Raw genomic sequence first — 24,507 nt, forward strand, 5'->3', positions numbered from 1 at the left:
CGAAAATTTCAACCAACTGTGTTATACTGTCTGCTTCGTTTTCTTCACCGCGTCAGCAGCGAAGAACCGAACTATACACCTCACAACAAAACCAGTCAACACCTTTCGCAAAATTATTTCTAGAAATTTAACCACTTCCCTGTTTTAACAGGGTTTTTATTTTATAAAAAACTCAATCAAACTTTCTACACAATCCATACATACAAAAAAAATACAAAACAAAGGCCGTCTGAATTGCTCTTTCAGACGGCCTGTTTACATGATTTCTATTTATCCAATACGTTGAAGGACAATTTCTAGGACAAATTTACTGCCTACATAGGCAAAAATCAGACTGACAAATCCGACAATAGTCCAAACGGCAGCTTTTTTGCCGCGCCATGCGGTCATACTGTGTTTCAGCAATAATGCACCATAAATCAGCCACGACATAATACTGAAGATGGTTTTATGCGTGAAGGTCATCGGCTTGCCGAAAACGGTTTCTGCAAAAAATGTACCGCTGATTACGGAATAGGTCAATAAAACGAACCCTGCCCACATACCTTGGAACATAAGTTTTTCCAAACTCAATAATGGCGGCAAGAAGCTGACCAATACGGAAAAGCGGCGTTTGTGCAGATTGCGGTCGAGCAAAAGGATCAGGATGGCAAATAAGGTAACAATGCCAAATAATCCGTATGCGAGCAATGATGATGCGATGTGCGACAGCGGCAATAAGTCTACGATTTGACGGCCTGAAAAATCCCCCGGGAAAAGGAAACCCAACAATAAAGTCAATGCGGCACAAGGATACAATAAGAGCTGTACCCCGCGCAGACAATAAAAGAAGCTGCCCAGGCAGTACATCATCAGCATCAGCCAGACTATCAGACTGAGCGAATAGCCAAAACCGGTAATCAATACCCTATCCTGCAATACCGGAAACATCAATGCTGCTCCATGCACCAATAATGCGCCACTCAAAATCAGCAGCTCGGTTTTCAGCGGGTAAGACTTATTATTGTGCTTTTTATGTTGCAACCAGGAAAATGCGCCTAATCCGGCATACACCAGCATAAGGCAGATTAAGACAATCGGCATAAATATCTTTCTCAATAGACATGTGAACACTAGACGTACAGCCGTTAGGGTTTCAGACGGCCTTGCTGTGCGTATTTGTGTTCTTGAAGCATAACTTCGGACTATCGTGTAAAATAATCCGAATTTTATTTTAACAAAGAATGCCCTGTATTGGGCAGCTATTCTCATTATCAAGGATAAGTATGTTAGACAACCTGACCAACCGCTTCAGCAAGGTACTTAAAAATATTCGCGGCCAATCAACGCTGACCGAAGACAATATTAAAGAAGCCTTGCGCGAGGTTCGTCTTGCCCTGCTGGAAGCCGACGTTGCATTGCCCGTCGTTAAAGAATTCGTCAACACAGTCAAAGAACAGGCCCTTGGCCAAGAAGTCGTCGGCAGCCTGACACCTGACCAAGCCTTTATTGGTGTGGTCAACCAAGCCTTAGTCGAATTGATGGGCAAGGAAAACAAAACGCTGGATTTATCGGTTTCACCGCCTGCCATCGTTTTGATGGCCGGTTTGCAGGGTGCCGGTAAGACAACAACCGTCGGCAAACTCGCCCGCCTACTGAAAAACAATCAGAAGAAAAAAGTTTTGGTGGTATCTGCCGACGTTTACCGCCCTGCCGCGATTGAACAGCTGCGCCTGTTGGCCGAACAGGTCGGCGTGGACTTTTTCCCATCCGATACCAACCAAAAACCGGTTGAGATTGCAACTACCGCCGTTGATTACGCTAAAAAACATTTTTACGATGTCTTGATGGTCGATACCGCCGGCCGCCTGGCAATCGATGAAGAGATGATGAATGAAATCAAAGCGCTTCATGCAGCGGTCAACCCGGTTGAAACTTTGTTCGTTATTGATGCCATGTTGGGTCAGGATGCGGTAAATACCGCTCAGGCATTTAATGAAGCCCTACCGCTGACCGGTGTCGTATTGACCAAGATGGACGGCGACTCGCGCGGCGGTGCGGCATTGTCCGTACGCCATGTGACCGGCAAACCAATTAAATTTATTGGTGTCGGCGAGAAAATCAACGGCCTCGAACCTTTCCACCCCGACCGTCTTGCCAGCCGTATCCTCGGCATGGGCGACGTATTGACCCTGATTGAAGACGTTCAAAAAGGTATTGATGAAGAAGCCGCCGCCAAAATGGCGAAAAAGCTGCAAAAAGGCAAAGGCTTCGACCTCAACGACTTTAAAGAACAAATCCAACAGATGCGCAATATGGGCGGCTTGGAAAACCTGATGTCGAAAATGCCGGGCGAACTGGGGCAAATATCAAAACAAATCCCCGAAGGCACGGCTGAAAAAGCGATGGGCAAAGTAGAAGCCATCATCAACTCGATGACCCCTAAAGAACGCGCCAACCCTGCCCTGCTCAAAGCCAGCCGCAAACGCCGTATTGCAATGGGTGCGGGTACGACCGTACAGGAAGTAAACAAATTGCTCAAACAGTTTGAACAAATGCAACAAATGATGAAGATGTTTAGCGGCAACGGCTTGGGCAAACTGATGCGCTTGGCCAAAGGCATGAAGGGAATGAAAGGCATGTTCCCAGGTTTGTAAGCTGATTTGACAGAAAACGCCGTCTGAAAAGTTTCAGACGGCGTTTTTGTTTTGTATTCTGATTAAAACCATGAGGCTTTAAACAATCATTTCTTTCTATAACGTCTAATATAAAAGGCCGCCTGAAATCCTATTTTCAGACGGCCTTTGCTTATTCAACCTTCAACTTATTGCGACTTTTTCTGCTCTTCGCGTACTTTGTCCACCAACTGGTCAATCGTGGTCATGCCGGACTGCCAGTCTTTAAATTCGACTTGGTATTTGCCGCCGACGATAACGGTCGGTGTGCCGCTGATTTGGAATTTATTGGTCAATTCTTCCATTTGAGCCGCACGTGCTTGGCTTTCGGGCGCTTCAAATGCAGCCAATACTTTTTTGCCGTCAAATGCAGTTTGCTCGGACAACCATTTTTTCAGGGTATCGGTATCGGCCAAGTTGATTTTTTGGTTAACCATCGCATCGAAAATATGGCTGTTGGCTTTATCTGATTCACCGGCCATTTCCACTGCGGCCGCCAAACGTGCCAAAGGTTTCATTTCATCGCCCCACACGACATGCTCCCGGCGCATATAGGTATCGTCTTTAAACGTTTTGATGTGCTCGCTCAAGACCGGCTCAAGATGGGCGCAATGCGGGCAGAAGTAGCCGAAGAATTCCAATACTTCGATTTTGCCGGCCTGCTGTTGCGGAATCGGATTGGACAATACGGTGTAATTGACACCTTCGGTCAATGCGGCAGGGGCTGCCGGAGCGGATGCGCTGCTTTGGGCGCTGTCTGCCGGAACGCTGGTTTCAGCCTGTTTGCCGCAAGCGGCCAATGCCAACAGGGTCAATGAAGTCAAAGCTAAGGTTTTCAGTCTCATAGGTATCTCTTTACATTCAAATCAATGTGCGGATTTTATGGCATTTTGTTGAAGGCGTGTTCAATTTGAGTGAAAAAATGTGTTTAGTTTTATTTCAGCCTTTATAAAGGCCGTCTGAAATATGGCTTAGATAATTAGCCTTATTTTCAGACGGCCTTTGCCTGATTTCATCAGAAACGGTAATTTACCCGAGCAGTATAGCCGCGCGGATTACCCGGCATAGAGTCCGAACGCCAGTATTTTTGATTGAGCAGATTGGCTGCGGCAAAGGTAACGTTAACATTTTTATGGTTCCAGCCGAGCATGGCATCAACTCGGGCAAAGCCTGGAAGCGTGGTCACTTCTTTATTTCTTGAGTCGTAGCCGTAGCGTTTGCCTGTACCGGTTACGCCGATTTCGCCGTAGAGGTTTTCAGTCGGGGTATAACGGAAAAACAGGTTGCCGGTAACGTTACTGGTGTTGTCCAAATGGATGCCCACGCGGTTGCGATTTTCCTTGTCTTCAACCACTTTCGCCTGCATTACGCCCAACGATCCGCGCAGGTAGAGTTTTTTGGGGATGATTTGTCCGATGGCGGACAACTCCACGCCGCGCGAACGGTGTTTGCCGCCGACTGCCCAAGTGTAGGGATCATTTTGCGCGTCGGGGCGGTAGCGGATATTGAAGCGTTCGATTTGGTAGGCGGACAATGTGGTGCTGAGGCGGTCGTCCAGCCAACTGCTTTTAACGCCGGTTTCGTATTGGCGGGTGTACTCGGGGTCGGCGTTGAACACGGCGGAAGACGAAGTATCGATACTCAAATAGCCGCCGCGTCCGCCATAAGGCGCGAAGCCTTTGTTATATGAGGCGTAAAGTGTGTGGATGGGATTGATGTTCCACACTGCGCCGATGTTGGGGCTGAACGAGTGACCGCTGTATTGGCGGCTGCTACCGGTGAGTTTGTTTTCGGAATTGAACGTATACTTGTCGTAACGACCGCCGAGGACGAATTTCAAATCGGGCGTGGCGGAGAAGATGTTTTGCACGAAGATGCCGTAGGAGTCGGCTTTGTGGCGGTTTTGAGTGAGGACGGGTTGCAATCTGCCCGAAGCCGGCCAGCTTGCGCGGTCGTAGGGGTCGATGGAGGCGGTAAAGGCGCGGCTGTAACCTAATGTCGGGTTGCGGTGTTCGCGGCTATAATCCATGCCTACGGTCAGATGGTTTTCAAAACGGCCGATGGTGTAGTCGCCGTTGAGCGTAAAGTTGGACGACAGGGTTTTGTTGTCGGTCTGCTGCCAAGCGTAGTTGCGTTTGATTCGGCTGCCGTTTTCGCTGCCTGCATAAAAATGGTCGAAATCCTGCGCCGCCGTGCGGTGGGCGAGCTGCCATTGGGCGCGCCATTTGTCGTTGAAGGCGTATTCAAGGTCGGAACGCCAAACTTGCAGCTTGTCTTTCACAAAATCGTTCGGGTGGGCGAAACCCATACGGTAAGGCAGTCCGAAGCGGTCGTACACGGACTTGGTCGGGCTGCGGTCGGGTGTACGCTCCACATTGTCGTAGGTGTATTGCCCCGTCCATTTCAAGCCGTTGTCGAGTTTGACGGTAATGCTGGGCGAAACCATGACGTTTTTGCTGTCTATGCCGCTGCGGAACGAATTGGCACGCCCGACTTCGCCGGTAAGGCGGATGGCGACGTTTTTGTTCAGCACTTCGTTGATGTCCATATTCAGGCTGCGGTTTGCCCACGAACCGTAAACCGCACCGATATTACGGCTTTGTTTGAAGTTGGCGTATTTACTAACCATATTGATGACGCCGCCACCGTTGGTGCGGCCGTAAAGCACGGAAGACGGGCCTTTCAGGATTTCCACGCGCTCGATGTTGGCAGTGCTGCGGCGCACCTGGCCGCTTTCGCGTACGCCGTCGCGGTAAATATCGGATGCGTCGGCTTGAAAGCCGCGCAGGAAAATGCTTTCGCCGCGCATATCGTAGGCAGCGTCGATGCCGGCGTTGCCTTCAAGGATAGAACTCAAATCGTTCGTACCGTAATTTTTGTTTTTCTGGATATTGAGCGTATCGACAGTTTGCGGCGTTTCTTTAATGAGCTGGCCGTTGCGGGTAACGGCGGCTTCATCGTAGTTGATGTAGCCTTTGAGTACGCTGGTGTCGGACTGTCCGACCACGGAAACGGTAGGTAGCGTGGCGGTGTAATGTTCGCCATTGTCTTGCGTATCGGCGGCAGCGACAGGGAAGGAAGCGATAATCAGCGTGGGTAATAAAGCCAAATGAAATGGTATTTGCATTTTTATACTCAACTTAACAAAACAACCGAATTATATTGCTTCAAAAAAGAAATGAGAATAGTTTCTTTTAATTATATTTAACATGATATTTGTGAATAAAGGCCGTCTGAAATACATATCAGTTTCAGACGGCCTCTCTTCTTGATAGACACTTCTAAACTATTGACTCAACAGCATTTCCTGCATCAGCTTCATGCCCCATTGCCAGCCACCGAGTGCGCCGTTCAACTGGCCGGAATGCGGCGATTGAAGCAGGCGTGCATGCCAGCGGTCGGCCTGTTCTTGCGCCCAATCGCGTGGCGTGCCGTTTGTTTCGGAGATAACCAGCGCTGTACGGCAAGGGCAGCGGACACGTTGGAACGTATGGATTTCGTCTTCGGGAAAAGCTTCTGGACGCGGCGAGACCAAAATAATATTGGTCAGGCGTTTTTGCGTCAGGATGTCGGCTTGATACAACCACGCCAAAAATGCAGATACGCCGGCACCATGAGCCACGACGGCAATATTTCTGCTGACGATATGGTCGAAGGCCGTCTGAATGGCGTGTTGCCATTCGGAAATGGTTTGACGGCCATCAGCTTCGGCAGTGTGGACAATCGGATAGCTAACCGTCCAACGGTCTATCCACATTTCCGCTTCATCCGCATCGCGTATCAGAAACAGTGCCATTTCTTCGAGTTCGAAGCTCTGCATTTCAGACGGCCTATTTGAGCAAGTCGTTGAGTGTAAATGCAATCAGCAATGCGGCAGGCACGCTGAGGATGGCACAAATCGCCAGACAAAGTACGATGTTGGCAATCAGTCGCCAACCCTTCCAAGCAAAGCATTTGGCAGCAATCAGCAGGCAAGGCAGGGAAAACAGCAGCCATACCAACGCCCAAGTCGGATTTGCCTTGGTCGGTGCAACCCAGCCGGACATCCGCGCCAGCATAAACACCGCCCACACCAGCATAGGCAGCACAAATGCTGCCACGACCCACGCCGCGCCTACGCCGGTTTTGCCGTTTACATTCCAGTCATATTTACCCAAAACCTTATTCGGCAACATAGTCATACTCCACAACTAAAGGGGCGTGATCCGAGAATTTTTCGTCTTTATAAACATGTGCGGAAACGGCTTTGGCGGCCAACTCCGGCGTAACCATCTGATAATCGATACGCCACCCAACATCTTTCGCATACGCTTGTCCGCGGTTGCTCCACCAGGTATAGCCCGGCACATCGGGATAAAGTGTGCGCCACATATCCGTCCAGCCGAGCGTATGGATGACTTTGCCTATCCATTCGCGCTCTTCCGGCAGGAAGCCTGAGTTTTTCTGGTTGCCTTTCCAGTTTTTCAGGTCGATGTTTTGGTGGGCAATGTTCCAGTCTCCGCAGACGACGATGTCGCGTCCTTCGTTTTTCATGGCTTCGAGCATGGGATAGAACGCGTCCAGAAAGCGGTATTTCACTTGTTGGCGCTCTTCCGCGCTGCTGCCGCTGGGCAGATACAGCGAAATTACCGACAACTTGCCGAAATCGCAACGGACAAAACGGCCTTCCCTGTCAAATTCTTCAATGCCCATGCCGATTTGCACATTGTCGGGTTTGCGTTTGCTGTACACCGCCACGCCGCTGTAACCACGCTTTTCGGCGCAATGCCAGTAGCCGTGCATACCGTGCGGATTTTTCATATCGTCTGACAGGTCGGCCTCTTGAGCTTTCAGTTCCTGCACGCAGACGATGTCGGCATCGGAAGCGGCGATGTATTCATAAAAACCTTTTTTATAGGCGGAGCGGATGCCGTTGACGTTGGCAGAGATAATTTTCAACATAAGATTTGAGTGATTTTTAAAAACGGATAATAGGATTGAGGTTTTCAGACGGCCTGCAAGTCATAAACAAATACTTTGGAATTGCGGCCGTTGGCATTGTATTCCTGCCGGCGTTCGGCAGGCAGGTCATCGGCTGAGGCCGTCTGAAAGCCCCGTTCGACAAACCATTCGCCCGTGTGCGTAGATAAGGCGAAAAGCGTTTTGATATTTAAGGCGCGTGCTTTTTGAAACAGATGTTCCAACAGTAATTCGCCGTAGCCGCCATCGCGCGCTTCGGGCGACACCACCAGACAGGCCAATTCGCCGCAGTCCGACTCGGAAAAGGTTTTCAGCGCCACGCAGCCGTAAATGTTTTGATCGTGTTCCAATACGGAAAAACTGGAAATATGGTTTTCCAAATACTCGCGGCTGCGGTGTAACAAGATGCCTTGTTCCGCCAACGGACGGATTAAGGCGATGATGTGCGGAATGTCGTCGCTGCGTGCCTGACGGATGGAAACAAACGGCTCACGCGCAATAGATGTACCGCTGCCCTCGCGGGTAAACAGCTCGCGCAACAGGCTGCCGTCTTCACGGCCATTGAGAATCTGTACCCGCGATACGCCGTTTTCCAACGCGCCTACCGCCGCATGCAGCAAATCGGCCGGCGCATCGGGATTGTCGTGTATCAGCTCCTGCACTTCGCCGACAGACAAAGTGTTGGCCAACGAGCCGTCGGCGCGGCGGATACCGGCTTCTTCGGTCAAGAAAACCAGTTTCTCCGCCTGCAAAGCCATGGCCACTTCCTGAGCGGTTTCGCACATACTCAGGTTGAAGGTTTTGCCGCTGTACGAATGTCCCAAAGGACTGATCAGCACCACCGCGCCGCCATCCAAACGCAAACGGATTTCTTCCGCGTCGATTTTGCGGACGGTACCGGTATAGCCCATGTCCACGCCGTCGATAACGCCCAACGGACGGGCGGTAATAAAGTTGCCACACGCGATAACCGGCGGCTTGCTCCGTTGCGGTGCGGATACGCTGCTGAACAAAGCTGCTTCCACATCGCTGCGGATAATCCCCGCCACCTGCTTCACTTCCATCAAAGTCGCTTCATCGGTAATCCGGCGGCTGCCGCTGTATTTCGGAACAAAATTCCGACCCGAAGCCAATTTGTCGAGCAAATGCCGCGAACCGTGTACCAAGATCAAACGCAAGCCCAAGCTGGCCAACAGATTTAAATCGGCGGCCAAACGAATCAGGGTTTCGCCTTCCAACAGGCTGTCGGTCACGCCGACCACCATGGTTTTGCCGCGCAAATATTGGATATAGGGTGCGGCCTCACGAAAGCTGGCGACAAAATGGGTGATGGCACTCATAGCAGGGCAAGATAAAAGAGTTGCATAATCAAAACCGTCAGCGCAATCAGCGATGCCAAAGTCCAGTTGAAACCGTCCTTGCGCGTTTTGACCGCCGCCTGCTCTTCTGCCTTAGGCTCTTCCTTGAGCGCGCTGTTGAGCAAATCGGAAATTTCTTTGCGCGAGAGTTTGGAATGTTTGAGGATTTGCGCACCGATATTATGCACGAGGCGCACATCCGTTACCGCCACAGGCAGATGGGCCGGATCGGCCGGCAAGTTGCCCGACAGATAATCCTTGGCCTTAAACATCCCCGAACAACGCGTGCAGACCACGAAACCCTGCGCCACGTTCAACTGGGCATCTTTCACCCAATGCGGTGTTTTACAATGAGGACAAGAACAAGCAGGCATGAGTATTTCCGTAAGTGTATTGAATCAAAATATATTTTAGCCAATGTTCCAGGCCGTCTGAAAACTGTTTCAGACGACCTGAGCATGATGTTATGGTTTAAACCGCGCCGTAACGTTCGCGATAAGCTTTGACCGGCTCGAAGAAGCCGCCAAATTCGGCATTGTTTTGCAAGAGCGTGAACAAGTCGTTCAAGTTGGCAATCGAAACCACCGGCAGGCCGTATTGTTTTTCGACTTCCTGCACCGCCGACAATTCGCCCGTGCCTTTTTCCATACGGTCGAGCGCAATAGCCACTGCGGCAGGCGTTGCGCCTTCGGCCTCAATCAGTTTGACCGACTCGCGCACGGATGTACCGGCGGAAATCACATCATCGATAATCAGCACGCGGCCTTTCAAAGGCGCACCCACCAACACGCCGCCCTCCCCGTGGTCTTTGGCTTCTTTGCGGTTGTAGGCAAAAGGCACGTTCACGCCTTTTTCCGCCAACATCATCGCTGTTGCCGCCGCCAAAATAATGCCTTTATAGGCTGGGCCGAACAACATATCGAACTTCACGCCGCTGGCAATAATGGCCTCAGCGTAAAACTTTGCCAGTTGCAAAGTCGATGCGCCGTCATTGAACAAACCAGCATTGAAAAAATAAGGCGACTGACGGCCGGCCTTAGTCGTAAATTCGCCAAATTTCAACACATTTTGTGCCAAAGCGAATTTGAGGAAGTCTTGACGGAAATCGGACATTTGGGTTCTCCCGAAAGATGTTGATTTATCAAAGAAACGATTATAAAGGATTCATGCGGAAAAATCAGGCCGTCTGAAAACAGGTTCAACCCTGCTTTTAACCGACAAGGCGGCATTGCCGTCTTATCCCTACAATCAAAACGGATTATTCCCGATGATACGGATGGTTGTGCAAAATCGAAACGGCGCGATAAAGCTGCTCGGTCAATAAAACGCGCACCATGCCGTGCGGCAAAGTCAGGCTGGAAAGGCGCATCATCATGTTTGCCTGCTGTTTCAAACGGTCGGTCATGCCGTCTGCGCCGCCGATAATAAAGCAGACGTGTTCACCGTTTTGCTGCCAGCCTTTCAAATGTTGTGCCAATTCGACCGAAGTCGGCGCTTTGCCGCGCTCGTCCAATACCACCAAAAACGCGCCCTGCGGTATGGCTTCCAACAGGCGTTTTTCTTCAGCCGCCATGCCCTGAGCCGCATTCACACCCGCGCCGCGTTTCTCTGGCTTGATTTCTTTCAGCGCATAATTGACATCGCGCCCGAAGCGCTTGGCGTACTCGCCGACAGCTTCATCCACCCAACGCGGCATTTTCGTGCCGACAGCCAAGACGGTGATATTCATGGAGTATCCTTTTGTTCTCGAATTGTCGGTTGTAAATTATGGTCAAGCAAGCCTTTAACCTGTTCCAACTATGGGAAACTGCCCACGCAACCGACTGAAAATAAAAGGCCGTCTGAAAGCCGAATGTATCCCGTTCGGCTGTTTCAGACGGCCTTTCAATGATTAGCAGTGAACCAGTGTACCTTCGTTTTCGCCGGTTACCACGCGTTTGAGCGAGCCTTCTTTAGCAATGCCGAATACCACGATATTGAGCTTGCGTTCTCGGCAGAGGGCGAAAGCGGTGGCATCCATTACTTTGAGGTTTTTCAACAAGGCTTCGTCAAAAGTAATGGTTTCGTAGCGTGTTGCAGATGGGTCTTTTTTCGGGTCTGCGGTGTACACGCCGTCGACATTGGTGGCTTTGAGCATCACGTCGCAGTTCATTTCCGCACCGCGCAATGCGGCGGCAGTGTCGGTCGTGAAGAACGGGTTACCGGTACCGGCGGCGAAAATCACGACTTTGCCTTCTTCCAAATATTGAATGGCTTTAGGACGGGCGTAAGTTTCAGCGATTTGCTGCATAGACAGTGCGGATTGTACGCGCGCTTTGATGCCCAAGGTTTCGAACGCGTCTTTGAGTGCTAACGCGTTCATCACGGTTGCCATCATGCCCATGTAGTCGGCAGTGGCGCGGTCCATGCTGCCTGCTTGGGCGGATACGCCGCGGAAAATGTTACCGCCGCCGACAACGATACCGACTTGCACGCCCATTTTAACGACTTCGGCAATTTCGCCGACAGTTTGAACGATGGTATCGTGATTGATGCCGAACGGATCAGAACCCATCAGGGATTCGCCGGAGAGTTTCAGTAATACGCGTTTGTATTTGATTTGCTGTGTCATGGGATACCTTGCTTTCTTGAATGTCGTCGGTCGGAGTTTGGGCCGTCTGAATTTTCAAACGGTCGGATTACAATGATATGGTGTGTCGTTCTATTATTGTTTTGTTTTCAGACAGCCTTTATATTCGACCGTCTTAAAATAGGTACCGTAAACGGTTTTCTCAAAAAAAAGCACCCTGATTCGTTTGGAATCTAGGTGCTTTCTTTTTCATAAGTGCCTTACACTTTAGCTGCGGCAGCAACTTCGGCTGCGTAGTCAACAACGGCTTTCTCGATACCGTCGCCTACTTTGTAGCGTACGAAGCTAACCACTTCAGTGCCGTTTTCTTTAGCGAATTGGGCAACAGTTTGATCAGGGTTCATCACGAACGCTTGGCCGTTCAGAGTGATTTCAGCCAAGAATTTGCGGATACGGCCTTCAACCATTTTAGCGGCGATGTCGGCAGGTTTGCCGGAAGCGATAGCTTGTTCGGTGTAGATGTGGCGTTCTTTTTCAACGGTTTCAGCATCTACTTCGGCTTCGCTTACGCATTGTGGTTTAGCGGCAACGATGTGCATACCGATTTTGCGTGCTACGTCTTCAGAGCCTTTGAACTCAACCAATACGCCTTCGGTAGCCAAAGCACCGTGGATGTAGGCAACCAGTTGGTTGGCAGTGTCGATCACTTGGAAGCGGCGAACAGACATGTTTTCGCCCAATTTAGCGATGATGGCTTTGCGTTCTGCTTCAACCAGTTCGCTCAGTTCTTCAACAGAAGCCGGTTTTTTCTCGGCAGCAGTTTTAGCAACGAAGTTGGCAAATTCCACGAAGCCGGCGTCTTTAGCAACGAAGTCGGTTTCGCAGTTTACTTCAACCAATGCGCCGACATTGCCGTTGATCGCGTAAGCCAATACGCCTTCGGCAGCAGTACGGCCAGCCAGTTTACCGGCTTTCGCACCAGATTTAATACGCAGGATTTCTTCGGCTTTATCGAAGTTGCCTTCAGCTTCAACCAAGGCTTTTTTGCATTCCATCATGCCCAGGCCGGTAGCGGCGCGCAGGTCGGCAACCATTTTTGCAGTAATTTCTGCCATTTTGAATCTCCTAGATTTTTGGGAACACGGCGATTGCCGTGTTTGGAAATAGTGGCCGTCTGAAACGAATTTCAGAACGGGATTTGAGAAAAGGGGCATAACGCCCCTCTTCTGTGTACCGGATTACTCGGCAGCAGCTTCTTGGGCAGCGGCTACAGTTTCTTGCAGCGCTTGGTTTTTGCCTTCCAAAACTGCGTCAGCGATGCCGCGGCAGTACAGGCGGATAGCTTTAGCGGAGTCATCGTTACCAGGGATAACGTATTTCACGCCGTCAGGGCTGTTGTTGGTATCGACTACGGCGATAACAGGGATGCCCAGTTTTTCAGCTTCAACCAGAGTACCTTTTTGGTAGCCGGTATCGATAACGAAAATCGCGTCAGGCAGGCCTTTCATGTTTTTGATACCGCCCAAAGAACGTTCCAGTTTTTCAACGTCGCGTTGCATTTCCAGAATTTCTTTTTTGTTGAAACCGCCTTCAGCAGCGTTTTCCAGGGCAGCAGTTTTTTCTTCCAGGCGTTTGATGGATTGCTTAACGGTTTTGTAGTTAGTCAGCATACCACCCAACCAGCGGTAATCAACGAAAGGCATACCGGCACGGGTAGCTTCTTCGCGGATGATGTCGCGGGCTTGGCGTTTGGTACCTACGAACAATACTGTACCTTTGTTGGCAACCAGACGACGTACGGCTTCTTGCGCCTCTTGGAACATCGGCAGGGTTTTTTCCAAGTTTACGATATGGATTTTATTGCGCGCACCGAAAATGTATTGTGCCATTTTCGGGTTCCAGAAACGGGTTTGGTGACCGAAGTGAACGCCGGCTTCAATCATCTGACGCATAGTAATTTGAGACATGTTATTTCCTTGAAAGGGTTAAAGAGCACACATTCAATCGCATAGAACTTGATAGGCCAGGCCTATTGTCAAGCACCCTTCGGCGAAAGTGGGCATAAGTTTTAAAAATAAAAGAGTGTTTCCGAAATGGAAAACTGACGGATTATAGCGGATAAGAGGCCGTCTGAAAAGGGATTTTATACCTTTCCGTCCTGTTTTTCATCCGTCTGTACCGCCTTTTGGCGGGCCGCTTCAAACTCCGCCTGTTCCTGCCGTTTCATCAAGCGGTTGCGGCGGCGGATGGTCACGACGAAGACCGTGAACACAGTGGGCAACACCGCCCAAAAAACCAAATAAATCAACGCGCGCGCAATACTCGGCTGCGCGGCGGAAAACATCACGGCAACAAAAAGATAGCCGATGGCGACAATGTGCCACATTGTGTGCGTCCTGTTTGAATGTTAATAAAATCGTTATAATCGCAACATTCTACCGCAATCCCGAAAGGCCGTCTGAAAATGAGGAATCCCGAAAAATCGGCACTACGCAAACAGTTCCGCCGCGCACGCGCCCAAATGAGCGCAGACGAGCGAAACGCCGCCACCGAAACCATCAGCCGCCTGCTCAAACCCTACATCAAAAAAGGACGGAAAATTGGCGTGTATTGGCCGATAGGCAAGGAATTGCGACTGGACGGCTTTGTCCGTGCCGCACAAAAACGCGGCGCAAAACTCTACCTGCCCTATATCGAACCGAACACGCGGCGGATGTGGTTCACCCCCTACCCTGCCGACGGCGCCAAACAAGAACGCAAACGCGGCCGCGCTAAATTGCATGTCCCCCAATTCACCGGCAAAAAAATCCGCGTCCACCAACTCAGCCTACTGATTGTCCCCATCGTTGGCATCGACAAACGCGGCTACCGCCTCGGACAAGCCGGCGGCTATTACGATGCCACCCTCTCCGCCACGAAATACCGCCTGCAAACCCAAACCCTAGGCGTAGGCTTCGGCTGCCAACTGACCGACACCCTACCGACCGAACCCCACGACATCCCCCTAAACGGCTTTGCCTCCGAGCTTGGCGTATTGAAATTCAGACGGCCTCGATAGGACAATTATCGGTTTATTAAAATGATAAAAGGCCGTCTGAAAACCTGATTTTTTAGGTTTCAGACTGCCTTTTTTTGTTAGTTAAGACTTTGGGGAAATGAAGATATGTTTGAAGTTGTTGCTTAATGTGTAGGTTTAGGAAGCCTGAACGAGAGAAAGGCCACCTGAAAAAAGGTTGGATTATCAATCTGATAGTTGTTACTTGCTGTTTGAATAATTGTAAAATTTTTGTTAAGATATAGTAATATTTTCAACTACACGAGAGAACGAGAAGATAATGCGTTTAATCCGAGTGCTGGCAGGAGACTTCCCAAAAGCTACTGTTGCTTACAATGATTCATTTATTGTTTTCAACCGTAAAACAAAGATTTATCTAATTGATATCGAATCATATAATGAAAAAAGTGGCGAAGTAATTGAAGTCTACCTTTTTGATGGTAGACGACTTCTTATAGAACAAAATGATCGGTTTATCAAAACATTGCGTACCGCTTTATTTAATGAACCGCAAGATTTGGAGGTACGTAGGCAAAACTGGCTACAGCGGCAAAGATCAGATTCTGCAGAGACTAAACAAAAAAATCCTATGAAAAAGGTGCTTTGGATACTTTTTGCAAGCTTTGTAATTTTTTCACTTGTTAGAGGTTGCGATGGTAGAGACTCTTCTAGTGACAGCAGCCAACCTTCCACTATCTCACCAGAATCCAAAATCTATCCAGATATTTTAAATTTCAAGTATACGAAAAAAGACAATCCGAAACTTTATCAGCGTTGGGGCAAGTCAGGTGTTGCAAAAATTAACGAACTCATTCCCCAAGCAGCACGACTCGTAGCCAAAGAATCCAGTTGCGACAGAGTAGAGCTTGTAGAAGTTTCTGACAGTAAAAGCAAACCTCGCAGCAAAATTGTATTCTTTGCCGATTGCACCAACGGTAAACGTTTCTATGTTTCCGAGGATGATATTAAAAACCAAGCCCATGTTACAGCTGTGCAAGATAAGCAGATTGATGAAGCTGCTGCTATTAACCTATGCGATGTCGCCATTAAACAGCAATTAGTAAATCCGTCCACGTTTAGAGGGCATGTTCTCGATACAGGGACATTCCTCGGAATAACAGAGAATATTGTAGTTACTCGTGGCTTTACCGCAAAAAATAACGCTGGCATGGAAATAGAGTACCGTGCTCGTTGCATTATTACTGATACAGACGTCGAAGTCAGTATGGAGATGAAATAACAAATATAGACACAAGTGTGGGTATTGCTCACATAAATTACAAACATATTCTGCTCTGACAATAAATTGCCTGCCAGAATAAGCCTTATTATTCGACAGGTTTTGGGTATACAGTAGATCAGATTCTAGATTCACGCCTGCACGAGAATGACAGCAGGGATGCGTTCTATTTTAATCTACATAAATATGTGTCAGTTTTAAAAAGGCCGTCTGAAAGTTTCAGACGGCCTTTATTCGGATTAAACCTTACTTGGCATCTTTAAACCCGCGTTTTAAATGCACCATCAGCAATGCAACGGCGGCAGGGGTTACGCCGGAAATGCGGCTGGCTTGCCCGACGGTTTCGGGTTTGTGCTGGTTGAGCTTTTGCTGCACTTCGGCGGATAAACCTTTGACTTTGCCGTAATCGATGTCGTCGGGCAGCTTTAGGGTTTCGATGTCGCGGCGGTTGTCGATTTCTTCGTTTTGGCGGTCGATATAGCCTTGGTATTTGACTTGGATTTCGACTTGTTCGATGACTTCGGCGGAAAGGTTTTCAGACGACCTTGCGCCTTCGAGCGTCATCAGTGCGGCGTAGTCGAGGTTCGGACGGCGCAGGAGGTCGTGCAGGTTGGCTTCGCGGCTGAGTTTTTGTCCGAACACGCGGATTTGTTCGTCTTCGGCGAGTTTTTGCGGCGTGTACCACGTTGTTTTCAAACGTTGGATTTCGCGTTCGATGGCTTCGCGTTTTTCGTTGAACATGCGCCATTGTTCTTCACTCACCAAGCCGATTTTGTGGCCGTCTTCGGTCAGACGCATGTCGGCGTTGTCTTCTCTGAGTTGCAGGCGGTATTCGGCGCGGCTGGTGAACATGCGGTAGGGTTCGTTCACGCCTTTGGTGATGAGGTCGTCCACCAATACGCCGAGGTAGGCTTGTTCGCGGCGCAGTAGGAGCGGGTCTTGTTCGCGGATGTATTGCACGGCGTTCGCGCCTGCGAGCAGGCCTTGTGCGGCGGCTTCTTCGTAGCCGGTCGTGCCGTTGATTTGTCCGGCGAAGAAGAGGCCTTGGATGGTTTTGGTTTCGAGGCTGGCTTTGAGGTTGCGCGGGTCGAAGTAGTCGTATTCGATGGCGTAGCCGGGGCGCAGGATATGGGCGTTTTCAAGGCCTTTCATGCTGCGCACGAGGGCGATTTGAATATCGAACGGCAGGCTGGTGGAGATGCCGTTGGGGTAGTATTCGTGCGTGGTCAGGCCTTCGGGTTCGAGGAAAATCTGGTGGCTGTCTTTGTCGGCGAAGCGGTTGATTTTGTCTTCGATAGACGGACAATAACGCGGGCCGACGCCTTCGATTTTGCCGGTAAACATCGGGCTGCGGTCGAAGCCTGAGCGGATGATGTCGTGGGTTTGCGTGTTGGTATGCGTAATCCAGCAGGACACTTGGCGCGGGTGCATATCGGCGTTGCCGCGTACGGACATTACGGGAACGGGTGTGTCGCCGGGCTGTTCGGTCAATTGGGAGAAGTCAATCGTGCGTCCGTCGATACGCGGCGGCGTGCCGGTTTTCAGACGGCCTTGTGGCAGGTTCAATTCGCGTAAACGGCCGCCCAAGGATTTGGCGGCGGGGTCGCCGGCGCGGCCGCCTTCGTAATTTTCCAAACCGATATGGATTTTGCCGGACAAAAACGTGCCGGCGGTCAACACGACGGCGCGGGCTTTGAATTCCACGCCCATCGCGGTGATTACGCCGCTGATGCGGTCGCCGTCGAGCGTTACGTCGTCAACCGACTGCTGGAACAGGTCGAGGTTTTCTTGGTTTTCCAGCATTTCGCGGATGGCGGCTTTGTACAAAATGCGGTCCGCCTGCGCGCGCGTGGCACGCACTGCCGCTCCTTTGCTGGCGTTCAGGCGGCGGAACTGGATGCCGGATTTGTCGGTTGCCAGCGCCATCGCGCCGCCCAATGCGTCGAGTTCGCGTACTAAATGTCCTTTGCCGATGCCGCCGATGGAGGGATTGCACGACATTTGTCCGAGGGTTTCGATGTTGTGCGAGAGCAGCAGGGTTTGCGCACCCATGCGTGCGGCGGCAAGTGCGGCTTCGGTACCGGCATGGCCGCCGCCGACGACAATCACGTCGTAGGTTTTGGGGTAAATCATGTAAGTCATGTTTATGTGTTCTGTAAAGGTTTCAGACGGCCTTTTGTTGATCAGGCCGTCTGAAAAGTGGAATCAAATCTTAAAAAACCAAGCTTAGAAGGTATAGCCTGTTTCCAATTCATCATCGCCGACCAATTCGACCAGCAACGCATAAAGCGGCGCCAAATCGTTGTAACGGCGCGATACGCGGCGCAAATAGTTCAAGAAGCGCGGGATTTCCGGGCGGTATTTGTCTTTGCCGTCGCGGTAGTACAGGCGGGCAAAAATACCGGCCACTTTCAAATGGCGTTGTACACCCATCCATTCAAACCAGCGGTAGAACTCGTCAAACTCGGCAGGCACGGGCAGCTGGGCAGCGCGTGCTTTTTCCCAGTAACGGATGACCAAGTCCAATACAAATTCTTCTTCCCATTCGATAAACGCATCGCGCAGCAGCGACACCAAATCATAGGAAATCGGACCGTAAAGCGCATCTTGGAAGTCCAATACGCCCGGGCGGCCTTTCGCCAGCATCAGGTTGCGGACGATAAAGTCGCGGTGGACATACACTTTGGGTTGCGCCAACAGGGGCGGCAACAGCGTATCGACGGTTTGCTGCCACAACTGGCGTTGCTTGAAGGTCAGCTCGCGGCCCAATTCTTTGGCCACAAACCATTCGGGGAACAAGTTAATCTCGCGCAGCATGACTTCGCGGTCGTATTCCGGCAGTTTGCCGGGTTGGCTGGCTTTTTGCAGCTCGATCAATTCGTCGATGGCTTCGAGCAGCAGGGCTTTGTGGGCGGTTTCGCTGTTTTCCTGATTCATGGCAGTCAGGAATGTGGTGTTGCCCAAATCGTTCAACACCATAAAGCCCAACGCTTCATCCACATGAAGCACTTGCGGCACATTAACCATATTAAACAGTTTTTGCACTTTCAAATAAGGCGCAACACTCATCTTCTCAGGAGGCGCGTCCATACAGATGACGGTCTGGCCGTCTGAAAACGTCGCGCGGAAATAACGGCGGAAGTCGGCATCGGCTGCCGCAAAGCTCAATTCAAACGGCTGGTTCGGATAAACAGACTCCAGCCAGTTTTGTAATTCGGTTTGTCGTTGCATAGCGGTATCGCAGAATTTCAGGTTACAATAACCGCTATTCTAACTGGCAAACCGATTTAAGGGGCGATTTTGGCTCGTTTATTTTCACTCAAACCCTTGGTACTCGCCTTAATTATGGGCTTTGGCGCAACAGCCGTGCGCGCGGAAGATGCTTCTGTTCCGCAGGCGGAAGACTATACCCCTGCCCACGCCGCCGAATCCAAACCGGCAAAAACCGGCCAAAGCGAAGCCGATCCGCTTTCTTTGGGCAGCACTTGCCTGTTTTGCGACCATGAAGATGCCAAGCCGGCCGAAACCGCCGAAATCAAACGCAGCGGCGAGCCTGCCCTGCCTGCCGATTACACCCGCGTCAACGCCGATAAAATAGAAGGCCAGACCCAAGTCGGCGTCCGTGCCGAAGGCGACGTCATTGTCGAGCGCAATGCCGATGTTCTCAACGCCGATTGGGCGCAATACGATCAAGCCGCCGATACCGTTACCGCCGGCGACCGCTTTACCCTGTATCAAAACGGTTCGACCGTATCCGGCGACCAATTGGTTTACAACCTCAAAGACCAAACCGGTTCCGGCACCGCCGTGCGCCTCAATACCGAACAAGGCGGCCGCCGGCTTCAAAGTGTCAGCGAAAAAGCCGAACTCAAAGGCAAAGGCCTCTACAAGCTCATCAATACCAAATTCAACACCTGTTCGCCCGGCGACGCCAGCTGGTATATCCAAGCACAAAGCATTGAAGCCGATGAATCGACAGGTATCGGCGTAGCCAAACACGCTTCGCTCGTATTCGGCGGCGTCCCCGTCCTCTACACGCCTTGGGCGGACTTCCCCATCAACGGCAACCGCAAAAGCGGCCTGCTCGTTCCGACTATTGCCACAGGTTCAGACGGCCTGGAGCTGAGCCTGCCCTACTACTTCAACCTTGCACCGAATTTGGATGCCACCATCCGTCCGGGCATTATCAGCAAACGCGGCGTGCAACTGGGCGGCCAAGTGCGTTATCTGCAACCGAATTACAGCGGCGAAGTCGATGGCGACTGGATGCCCAACGACCAAAAAAGCGTCCACAACAACCGCTACCAGTTCAAATGGAAACACCAGCAGCAGCTGAACAGCAAAATCAGCGGCGGCATCAACTACAACCAAGTTTCCGATGACGATTACTACCGCGACTTCTACGGCCGCGAAGACATCGCGCGCAACGTCAACCTCGACCGTCAAGCATGGCTCAATTACAGCGACAAACTGCTAGGCGGCAGCTTCGACGGCTCGTTGCGCGTACAAAAATATCAAACGCTTGCCAACCAAGACGGTTATAAAGACGAGCCTTATGCCATCATGCCCCGTCTGACCGGCCGTTGGCAAAACCATCTCGGCAAAGCGCAACTCAACGTGTTCGGCCAATTTACCCGTTTTGACCACGATACCAAGCAAGACGGCAGCCGCGTGGTGCTCTACCCGAGCGTCAAATGGGACTTCCACAACCAATGGGGCTACATCCGACCTAAAGTCGGCGTACACGCCACTTATTACAGCCTCAACAGCTTCAATGGCCAAAGCGGCCGCAATGTCAGCCGCGTCCTGCCGATCATCAACGTCGACAGCGGCCTGACTTTCGAGCGCAGGGCCCGTCTCTTCGGCGGAGAATACCTCCAAACGCTCGAACCGCGCCTGTTTTACAACTACATTCCGACCAAGTCCCAAAACGACCTGCCCAATTTCGACAGCTCCGAAAACAGCTTTACCTACTCGCAGCTGTTCCGCGAAAACCTGTATTCGGGCAACGACCGCATCAATTCGGCCAACAGCCTGACGCTGGCCACACAAAGCCGCATCCTCAACCCCAACACCGGTGCGGAACTCTTCCGTGCAGGCATCGGCCAGAAGTTTTATTTCAAAAAAGACAACGTCCTGCCTGACGGCAACGTCAGTAATTATCCGCGCAGCCAATCCGACTGGGTAGCCTTTGCACACGGCAACCTTACTCCGAGCACACGCATTGATTTGGACATCCACTACAACCAAAACCTAAGCCGTGCCGAGAGCTACGCCGCAGGAATTACCTACAACCCCGAACCCGGCAAAGTCTTAAGCGCGCGCTACAAATACGGACGCAACGAACGCATTTATCTGCAAGCCAACGGCGACTATTTCTACGATAGGCTCAGCCAAGTCGATCTTGCCGCCCAATGGCCGTTGAGTAAAAACCTGTACGCCGTCGCCCGTTACAACTACGAAATCGAAGCCAAAAAACCGCTGGAAATGCTCATCGGTGCAGAATACAAAAGCAACTGCGGCTGCTGGAGCGCAAGCTTGGTCGGCCAACGCTATGTTACCGGCGAAAACAGCCACAAAAACGCCGTATTCTTCAACCTCCAACTCAAAGACTTGAGCAATATCAGCAACAACCCATTCGAAAAACTCCGCTTAGCCATCCCCGGTTACAGCAAAACCAACGAGGTAGTCAAACAATGAACTTCAAACCCCTGATTCTCGTCGCCGCACTCACTCTCGCAGTAGGCGCACACGCCGCTCCTAAAGCCAAAGCGACCAAAGCGCGTACCAGCAAAACTCCAGTCGTCAGCGCCACTACCATGCCTGCCGTACAAAGCGGCGTACATCTTTCAGACGGCATTGCCGCGGTTGTCGACAACGAAGTCATTACCCACCGCCAAGTAGCACAAGCCGTGGCGCAAGCGCGTCAAACCATGCCTAAAGGCACACAAATGGACGCCAACGAGCTGCGCCAACAAGTTTTGGCACAAATGATCAACCAATCCCTGATCCTCCAAGCAGGCAAACGCCGCAACATCCAAGCGACCGATAGCGAAATCGAAGCCGTTATCGCGCACAACCCCAACATCAAAAACCCGTCTGCCGCCGTCCGTCAAGACATCGCCGACAGCATTATTGTTGAAAAAGTGCGCCAACAGGCCATCATGCAAAACAGCCGCGTGAGCGACTCCGAAGTGGCACGTTACATCGAGCAGGCCAAACAACAAGGCGTAACCCTGCCTGAAGCAGACCCTGTGCGCCAATACCATGCCCAACACATCCTCATTAAAGCCGACAACGACAATGCCGCCGTCGGCGCAGAAAGCACCATCCGCAAAATCTACTCACAAGCCCGCAGCGGCGCAGATTTCGGCGGTTTGGCACGCCAATACTCGCAAGACAGCAGCGCCGGCAATGGCGGCGATTTGGGCTGGTTTGCCGACGGCATGATGGTTGCCCCGTTTGAAGAAGCCGTCCACAAACTCAAACCCGGCCAAATCAGCGCCCCTGTCCGCACCCAATTCGGCTGGCACATCATCAAGCTGAACGACGTCCGCGAAGCAGGTACGCCTGAAGAGCGTCAACAAAACGCTGTCCGCCAATACCTGTCTCAACAAAAAGCGCAACAGGCGACCACCAACCTCCTGCGCGAACTGCACAGCAGCTCCTACGTTGACGTACGCTAATCGCGCGTATTGTTAAAAAGACAAGAATCGGTACAATAAGGTCGTCTGAAACCTATTTTCAGACGGCCTTATTCCCTTTTACTTAAACAACCTATTGATTAAAGCACCCCATCATGCCCATCCGCCCCAACTGGCAAGCCGCCACCCTGCTGCAAGCCGAAGAAACCGCCCTTACTTCCGCCCACACCGGCCGCACCTACCGCATTCAAGCCGCGGCTCTCGGCGAGCGTCCGGCAAGTGGCTATCCCGTGCTGTATATTCTTGACGGGGATGCCTTTTTCCCTGCCATCCTCAATATGGCGCAATCCCTGCTCATCAACCCCATCACCAAAAGCCATGCCGCCTGTCTGATTGTCGGCATCGGCTACACCGGCGGCACCATCCGCGACTTAAGCCAACGCGCCCTCGACTACACGCCGCCGCTGCCCGACAATGCGCCCGAATCCGAACGCAAACAATACGGCCAAGCCGACCGCTTCAGCCGCTTTATCGATGACGAACTCTCCGCCCTGCTCAACAGCAAATACCGCATCGATACCCAAAACCAAGCCGTCTTCGGCCATTCGTTCGGCGCACTGTACGGCCTCTATTCCCTGTTCACCCGTCCCGAACGATTCCGCCATTATTTGCTGGTTTCGCCGTCTATCTGGTGGCAAGACCGCCGCGTACTCGATTGGCTGCCCGACACTTTGCCTCAAGGAATCGGCATCCGCCTTGGCGCAGGCGAACATGAAGGCAGAAACAACCGCCCCGACCAAACCAGCAGCGGCATGGTTGCACAAGCCAAAATTCTTGCCGGCACTTTGCACCACCTCGGCGCGGATGTCCGCTTTACCCTCTACCCCAACGCCAATCACGGCAACGCCCCGTTTTACGCCCTGACCGACTGCATCGAATATTTGCGCAACGTATGGCAGCGTTAAAGCAGGTTTGCCAAACATTGAGGCCGTCTGAAACGCAAACTTAGAAGCGTATTGAACCTATTGGATCGATCTAAAATCCAATTATAAAAAGGCCGAGACCTTTGCAATAACATAGACCTTTGCAATAACATAGGTTGAGACCTTTGCAAAGGCCTCGGGGCATGAAAAAGGGAGAGGCTACCTGAAAAATAGATTTTCAGGTAGCCTCAAACTGGTTTGGCATGCATCCGAAACGGAAAATTTGAGCGGTTACATACCTTGGGTTGGTGGCAGTGTTATTTCAACTTGGCTGCCAATTTGTCGAATTTTTGTTTGATGTCGGCCTTGAAGGCTTCCACTTTCCCTTGGCGTTCGGCTTTGCGTTCGGCTTTGCGCTGTTTTTTCCACGCTTCGTGTGCCTGACGTGCCACTTCTTTCTCCGCTTCTATTGCTGCCAATACCTCCTCTTGGGCAACGGCTGCATCTTGCCGGAGAATAACGGTTTTGAAACGGTGGAAGAAAGCATCCAATATAGCTTCGTTGAGTTCTTGCGCCAAAATAATGATTGCAGTACTGCCGTTATCCAGTTTTTTGGCTGCATTTTCCAGCAACGCCCCCTCTCCCAATGTTTGGGCAGTGCCTACATCACTGCCGATGAGTGCGCCAGTAGCTCCACCCAACAGAACACCGATAGGACCGCCGAGGATGCCGACCAGTGAACCAATGAGGCCGCCCGTCCATGCGCTTTCGGCCGTATTGGCGGTAAAGTCGGTGCTTTCTGCTGGGATAATCAGACCATTTTCCTTTTTAATCAAAACGGCTTGTGCCACCAAAGCATCTGTTGTCTGCGAGTAAGCTTTCAATTCAGAAAAGGCTTGATAAGCTTCGCTGGAGATGTCGAATAAGGCAACGATGATATTTTGTTTCATAAGTCCACTCCCGTAGATTGAAAGATTTAAGAACATACTAGTTGTATGCAGTGTCATTGTAAATTACAAGGGGGGGGGGGGAGCAATGCGGCAAACAGAACTTTACCTATATAAAGCCTGTAGAACCGGCAAACGGATAACGAACAATACCCAGT

23 protein-coding genes are annotated in these 24,507 nt (G+C 51.1%); 6 read left to right on the plus strand and 17 right to left on the minus strand.

The window, feature by feature from the left end; all coding sequences use genetic code 11:
* Positions 1–270 precede the first annotated feature (270 nt).
* Complete coding sequence (locus ACTHSQ_RS07695) at positions 271–1,083, minus strand: cytochrome C assembly family protein (protein WP_308887490.1); 813 nt, start codon at positions 1,081–1,083, stop codon at positions 271–273.
* A 182-nt stretch (positions 1,084–1,265) separates the two neighbouring features.
* Here ACTHSQ_RS07695 and ffh point away from each other — a divergent pair, with 182 nt between their 5' ends.
* Positions 1,266–2,636, plus strand: a complete 1,371-nt coding sequence (gene ffh / locus ACTHSQ_RS07700) for a signal recognition particle protein (RefSeq protein WP_440371654.1) — start codon at positions 1,266–1,268, stop codon at positions 2,634–2,636.
* A gap of 167 nt (positions 2,637–2,803) precedes the next feature.
* Here ffh and ACTHSQ_RS07705 read toward each other — a convergent pair whose 3' ends face one another.
* The 13 genes from ACTHSQ_RS07705 to ACTHSQ_RS07765 all read right to left on the minus strand — a co-directional run bounded on the left by ACTHSQ_RS07705 (position 2,804) and on the right by ACTHSQ_RS07765 (position 13,926).
* The gene (locus tag ACTHSQ_RS07705) at positions 2,804–3,499 is read right to left on the minus strand and encodes a thiol:disulfide interchange protein DsbA/DsbL (RefSeq protein WP_308887491.1); all 696 of its coding nucleotides are present in this window, start codon (positions 3,497–3,499) and stop codon (positions 2,804–2,806) included.
* Between the two features lie 170 nt (positions 3,500–3,669).
* A complete protein-coding gene (locus ACTHSQ_RS07710; protein WP_440371655.1) occupies positions 3,670–5,781 on the minus strand; it encodes a TonB-dependent receptor in 2,112 nt (703 codons plus the stop codon).
* 159 nt (positions 5,782–5,940) lie between these two features.
* Positions 5,941–6,474, minus strand: a complete 534-nt coding sequence (locus ACTHSQ_RS07715; protein WP_003684036.1) for an alpha/beta hydrolase — start codon at positions 6,472–6,474, stop codon at positions 5,941–5,943.
* 10 nt (positions 6,475–6,484) lie between these two features.
* Positions 6,485–6,829, minus strand: coding sequence for a hypothetical protein (locus ACTHSQ_RS07720; RefSeq protein ID WP_003684012.1), 345 nt, complete (start codon positions 6,827–6,829; stop codon positions 6,485–6,487).
* Positions 6,816–7,595: an exodeoxyribonuclease III gene (locus tag ACTHSQ_RS07725; protein WP_250601551.1), complete on the minus strand. Its 780-nt coding sequence runs from the start codon at positions 7,593–7,595 to the stop codon at positions 6,816–6,818. The genes ACTHSQ_RS07720 and ACTHSQ_RS07725 overlap by 14 nt, the downstream gene beginning before the upstream one ends.
* A gap of 44 nt (positions 7,596–7,639) precedes the next feature.
* The gene (gene argA, locus ACTHSQ_RS07730) at positions 7,640–8,953 is read right to left on the minus strand and encodes an amino-acid N-acetyltransferase (protein WP_440371656.1); all 1,314 of its coding nucleotides are present in this window, start codon (positions 8,951–8,953) and stop codon (positions 7,640–7,642) included.
* Positions 8,950–9,345: an MJ0042-type zinc finger domain-containing protein gene (locus ACTHSQ_RS07735; protein WP_039862294.1), complete on the minus strand. Its 396-nt coding sequence runs from the start codon at positions 9,343–9,345 to the stop codon at positions 8,950–8,952. Before ACTHSQ_RS07735 ends, argA begins: the two co-directional genes overlap by 4 nt.
* A gap of 97 nt (positions 9,346–9,442) precedes the next feature.
* Entirely contained in the window at positions 9,443–10,084 is a 642-nt protein-coding gene (pyrE, locus tag ACTHSQ_RS07740; RefSeq protein ID WP_003682682.1) for an orotate phosphoribosyltransferase, read from the minus strand.
* Between the two features lie 145 nt (positions 10,085–10,229).
* The gene (gene rlmH / locus ACTHSQ_RS07745) at positions 10,230–10,700 is read right to left on the minus strand and encodes a 23S rRNA (pseudouridine(1915)-N(3))-methyltransferase RlmH (protein ID WP_003682681.1); all 471 of its coding nucleotides are present in this window, start codon (positions 10,698–10,700) and stop codon (positions 10,230–10,232) included.
* A gap of 162 nt (positions 10,701–10,862) precedes the next feature.
* A complete protein-coding gene (pyrH, locus tag ACTHSQ_RS07750; RefSeq protein WP_002243681.1) occupies positions 10,863–11,582 on the minus strand; it encodes a UMP kinase in 720 nt (239 codons plus the stop codon).
* 218 nt (positions 11,583–11,800) lie between these two features.
* Complete coding sequence (gene tsf, locus ACTHSQ_RS07755; RefSeq protein ID WP_012779539.1) at positions 11,801–12,655, minus strand: translation elongation factor Ts; 855 nt, start codon at positions 12,653–12,655, stop codon at positions 11,801–11,803.
* A gap of 123 nt (positions 12,656–12,778) precedes the next feature.
* Positions 12,779–13,507: a 30S ribosomal protein S2 gene (rpsB, locus tag ACTHSQ_RS07760; protein WP_002230071.1), complete on the minus strand. Its 729-nt coding sequence runs from the start codon at positions 13,505–13,507 to the stop codon at positions 12,779–12,781.
* 176 nt (positions 13,508–13,683) lie between these two features.
* Positions 13,684–13,926: a hypothetical protein gene (locus ACTHSQ_RS07765; RefSeq protein WP_004520263.1), complete on the minus strand. Its 243-nt coding sequence runs from the start codon at positions 13,924–13,926 to the stop codon at positions 13,684–13,686.
* Between the two features lie 78 nt (positions 13,927–14,004).
* On the opposite strand from ACTHSQ_RS07765, the gene ACTHSQ_RS07770 reads away from it, so the two are divergent.
* Together ACTHSQ_RS07770 and ACTHSQ_RS07775 are read left to right on the plus strand one after the other, a co-directional pair.
* Entirely contained in the window at positions 14,005–14,598 is a 594-nt protein-coding gene (locus ACTHSQ_RS07770) for a 5-formyltetrahydrofolate cyclo-ligase (protein WP_440371657.1), read from the plus strand.
* A gap of 277 nt (positions 14,599–14,875) precedes the next feature.
* Positions 14,876–15,835 carry a hypothetical protein gene (locus tag ACTHSQ_RS07775; RefSeq protein WP_128582056.1) on the plus strand — a complete coding sequence of 320 codons (960 nt, stop codon included), beginning with the start codon at positions 14,876–14,878 and terminating at the stop codon, positions 15,833–15,835.
* A gap of 246 nt (positions 15,836–16,081) precedes the next feature.
* Here the strand turns inward: ACTHSQ_RS07775 and mnmG are convergent, their stop codons facing one another.
* Positions 16,082–17,977 (minus strand): tRNA uridine-5-carboxymethylaminomethyl(34) synthesis enzyme MnmG, encoded by a 1,896-nt coding sequence (mnmG, locus tag ACTHSQ_RS07780; RefSeq protein WP_440371658.1) that lies wholly within the window; start codon positions 17,975–17,977, stop codon positions 16,082–16,084.
* An 84-nt stretch (positions 17,978–18,061) separates the two neighbouring features.
* Positions 18,062–19,066, minus strand: a complete 1,005-nt coding sequence (gene amgK / locus ACTHSQ_RS07785) for an N-acetylmuramate/N-acetylglucosamine kinase AmgK (RefSeq protein WP_004520257.1) — start codon at positions 19,064–19,066, stop codon at positions 18,062–18,064.
* Between the two features lie 69 nt (positions 19,067–19,135).
* Between amgK and ACTHSQ_RS07790 the strand changes: the two genes are divergently transcribed.
* The 3 genes from ACTHSQ_RS07790 (at position 19,136) to ACTHSQ_RS07800 (ending at position 23,444) form a co-directional block, all read left to right on the plus strand.
* Complete coding sequence (locus ACTHSQ_RS07790) at positions 19,136–21,535, plus strand: LPS-assembly protein LptD (protein ID WP_440371659.1); 2,400 nt, start codon at positions 19,136–19,138, stop codon at positions 21,533–21,535.
* Entirely contained in the window at positions 21,532–22,521 is a 990-nt protein-coding gene (locus tag ACTHSQ_RS07795; RefSeq protein WP_049322474.1) for a peptidylprolyl isomerase, read from the plus strand. The genes ACTHSQ_RS07790 and ACTHSQ_RS07795 overlap by 4 nt, the downstream gene beginning before the upstream one ends.
* A 113-nt stretch (positions 22,522–22,634) precedes the next feature.
* Positions 22,635–23,444 carry an alpha/beta hydrolase gene (locus ACTHSQ_RS07800; protein WP_219089083.1) on the plus strand — a complete coding sequence of 270 codons (810 nt, stop codon included), beginning with the start codon at positions 22,635–22,637 and terminating at the stop codon, positions 23,442–23,444.
* Between the two features lie 275 nt (positions 23,445–23,719).
* Here the strand turns inward: ACTHSQ_RS07800 and ACTHSQ_RS07805 are convergent, their stop codons facing one another.
* The gene (locus ACTHSQ_RS07805; RefSeq protein ID WP_049343748.1) at positions 23,720–24,352 is read right to left on the minus strand and encodes a DUF1269 domain-containing protein; all 633 of its coding nucleotides are present in this window, start codon (positions 24,350–24,352) and stop codon (positions 23,720–23,722) included.
* Positions 24,353–24,507 lie beyond the last annotated feature (155 nt).

This window comes from Neisseria sp. P0009.S008 (assembly GCF_051958615.1).
In the GTDB taxonomy this organism is placed as follows: domain Bacteria; phylum Pseudomonadota; class Gammaproteobacteria; order Burkholderiales; family Neisseriaceae; genus Neisseria; species Neisseria subflava.

Excerpts from the sequence above, each read along its gene's own strand:
- ACTHSQ_RS07695 (WP_308887490.1), bottom strand. The coding sequence starts at position 1,083 with ATGCCGATTGTCTTAATCTGCCTTATGCTGGTGTATGCCGGATTAGGC.
- ffh (WP_440371654.1), top strand. The coding sequence starts at position 1,266 with ATGTTAGACAACCTGACCAACCGCTTCAGCAAGGTACTTAAAAATATT.
- ACTHSQ_RS07705 (WP_308887491.1), bottom strand. The coding sequence starts at position 3,499 with ATGAGACTGAAAACCTTAGCTTTGACTTCATTGACCCTGTTGGCATTG.
- ACTHSQ_RS07710 (WP_440371655.1), bottom strand. The coding sequence starts at position 5,781 with ATGCAAATACCATTTCATTTGGCTTTATTACCCACGCTGATTATCGCT.
- ACTHSQ_RS07715 (WP_003684036.1), bottom strand. The coding sequence starts at position 6,474 with ATGCAGAGCTTCGAACTCGAAGAAATGGCACTGTTTCTGATACGCGAT.
- ACTHSQ_RS07720 (WP_003684012.1), bottom strand. The coding sequence starts at position 6,829 with ATGTTGCCGAATAAGGTTTTGGGTAAATATGACTGGAATGTAAACGGC.
- ACTHSQ_RS07725 (WP_250601551.1), bottom strand. The coding sequence starts at position 7,595 with ATGTTGAAAATTATCTCTGCCAACGTCAACGGCATCCGCTCCGCCTAT.
- argA (WP_440371656.1), bottom strand. The coding sequence starts at position 8,953 with ATGAGTGCCATCACCCATTTTGTCGCCAGCTTTCGTGAGGCCGCACCC.
- ACTHSQ_RS07735 (WP_039862294.1), bottom strand. The coding sequence starts at position 9,345 with ATGCCTGCTTGTTCTTGTCCTCATTGTAAAACACCGCATTGGGTGAAA.
- pyrE (WP_003682682.1), bottom strand. The coding sequence starts at position 10,084 with ATGTCCGATTTCCGTCAAGACTTCCTCAAATTCGCTTTGGCACAAAAT.
- rlmH (WP_003682681.1), bottom strand. The coding sequence starts at position 10,700 with ATGAATATCACCGTCTTGGCTGTCGGCACGAAAATGCCGCGTTGGGTG.
- pyrH (WP_002243681.1), bottom strand. The coding sequence starts at position 11,582 with ATGACACAGCAAATCAAATACAAACGCGTATTACTGAAACTCTCCGGC.
- tsf (WP_012779539.1), bottom strand. The coding sequence starts at position 12,655 with ATGGCAGAAATTACTGCAAAAATGGTTGCCGACCTGCGCGCCGCTACC.
- rpsB (WP_002230071.1), bottom strand. The coding sequence starts at position 13,507 with ATGTCTCAAATTACTATGCGTCAGATGATTGAAGCCGGCGTTCACTTC.
- ACTHSQ_RS07765 (WP_004520263.1), bottom strand. The coding sequence starts at position 13,926 with ATGTGGCACATTGTCGCCATCGGCTATCTTTTTGTTGCCGTGATGTTT.
- ACTHSQ_RS07770 (WP_440371657.1), top strand. The coding sequence starts at position 14,005 with ATGAGGAATCCCGAAAAATCGGCACTACGCAAACAGTTCCGCCGCGCA.
- ACTHSQ_RS07775 (WP_128582056.1), top strand. The coding sequence starts at position 14,876 with ATGCGTTTAATCCGAGTGCTGGCAGGAGACTTCCCAAAAGCTACTGTT.
- mnmG (WP_440371658.1), bottom strand. The coding sequence starts at position 17,977 with ATGACTTACATGATTTACCCCAAAACCTACGACGTGATTGTCGTCGGC.
- amgK (WP_004520257.1), bottom strand. The coding sequence starts at position 19,066 with ATGCAACGACAAACCGAATTACAAAACTGGCTGGAGTCTGTTTATCCG.
- ACTHSQ_RS07795 (WP_049322474.1), top strand. The coding sequence starts at position 21,532 with ATGAACTTCAAACCCCTGATTCTCGTCGCCGCACTCACTCTCGCAGTA.
- ACTHSQ_RS07800 (WP_219089083.1), top strand. The coding sequence starts at position 22,635 with ATGCCCATCCGCCCCAACTGGCAAGCCGCCACCCTGCTGCAAGCCGAA.
- ACTHSQ_RS07805 (WP_049343748.1), bottom strand. The coding sequence starts at position 24,352 with ATGAAACAAAATATCATCGTTGCCTTATTCGACATCTCCAGCGAAGCT.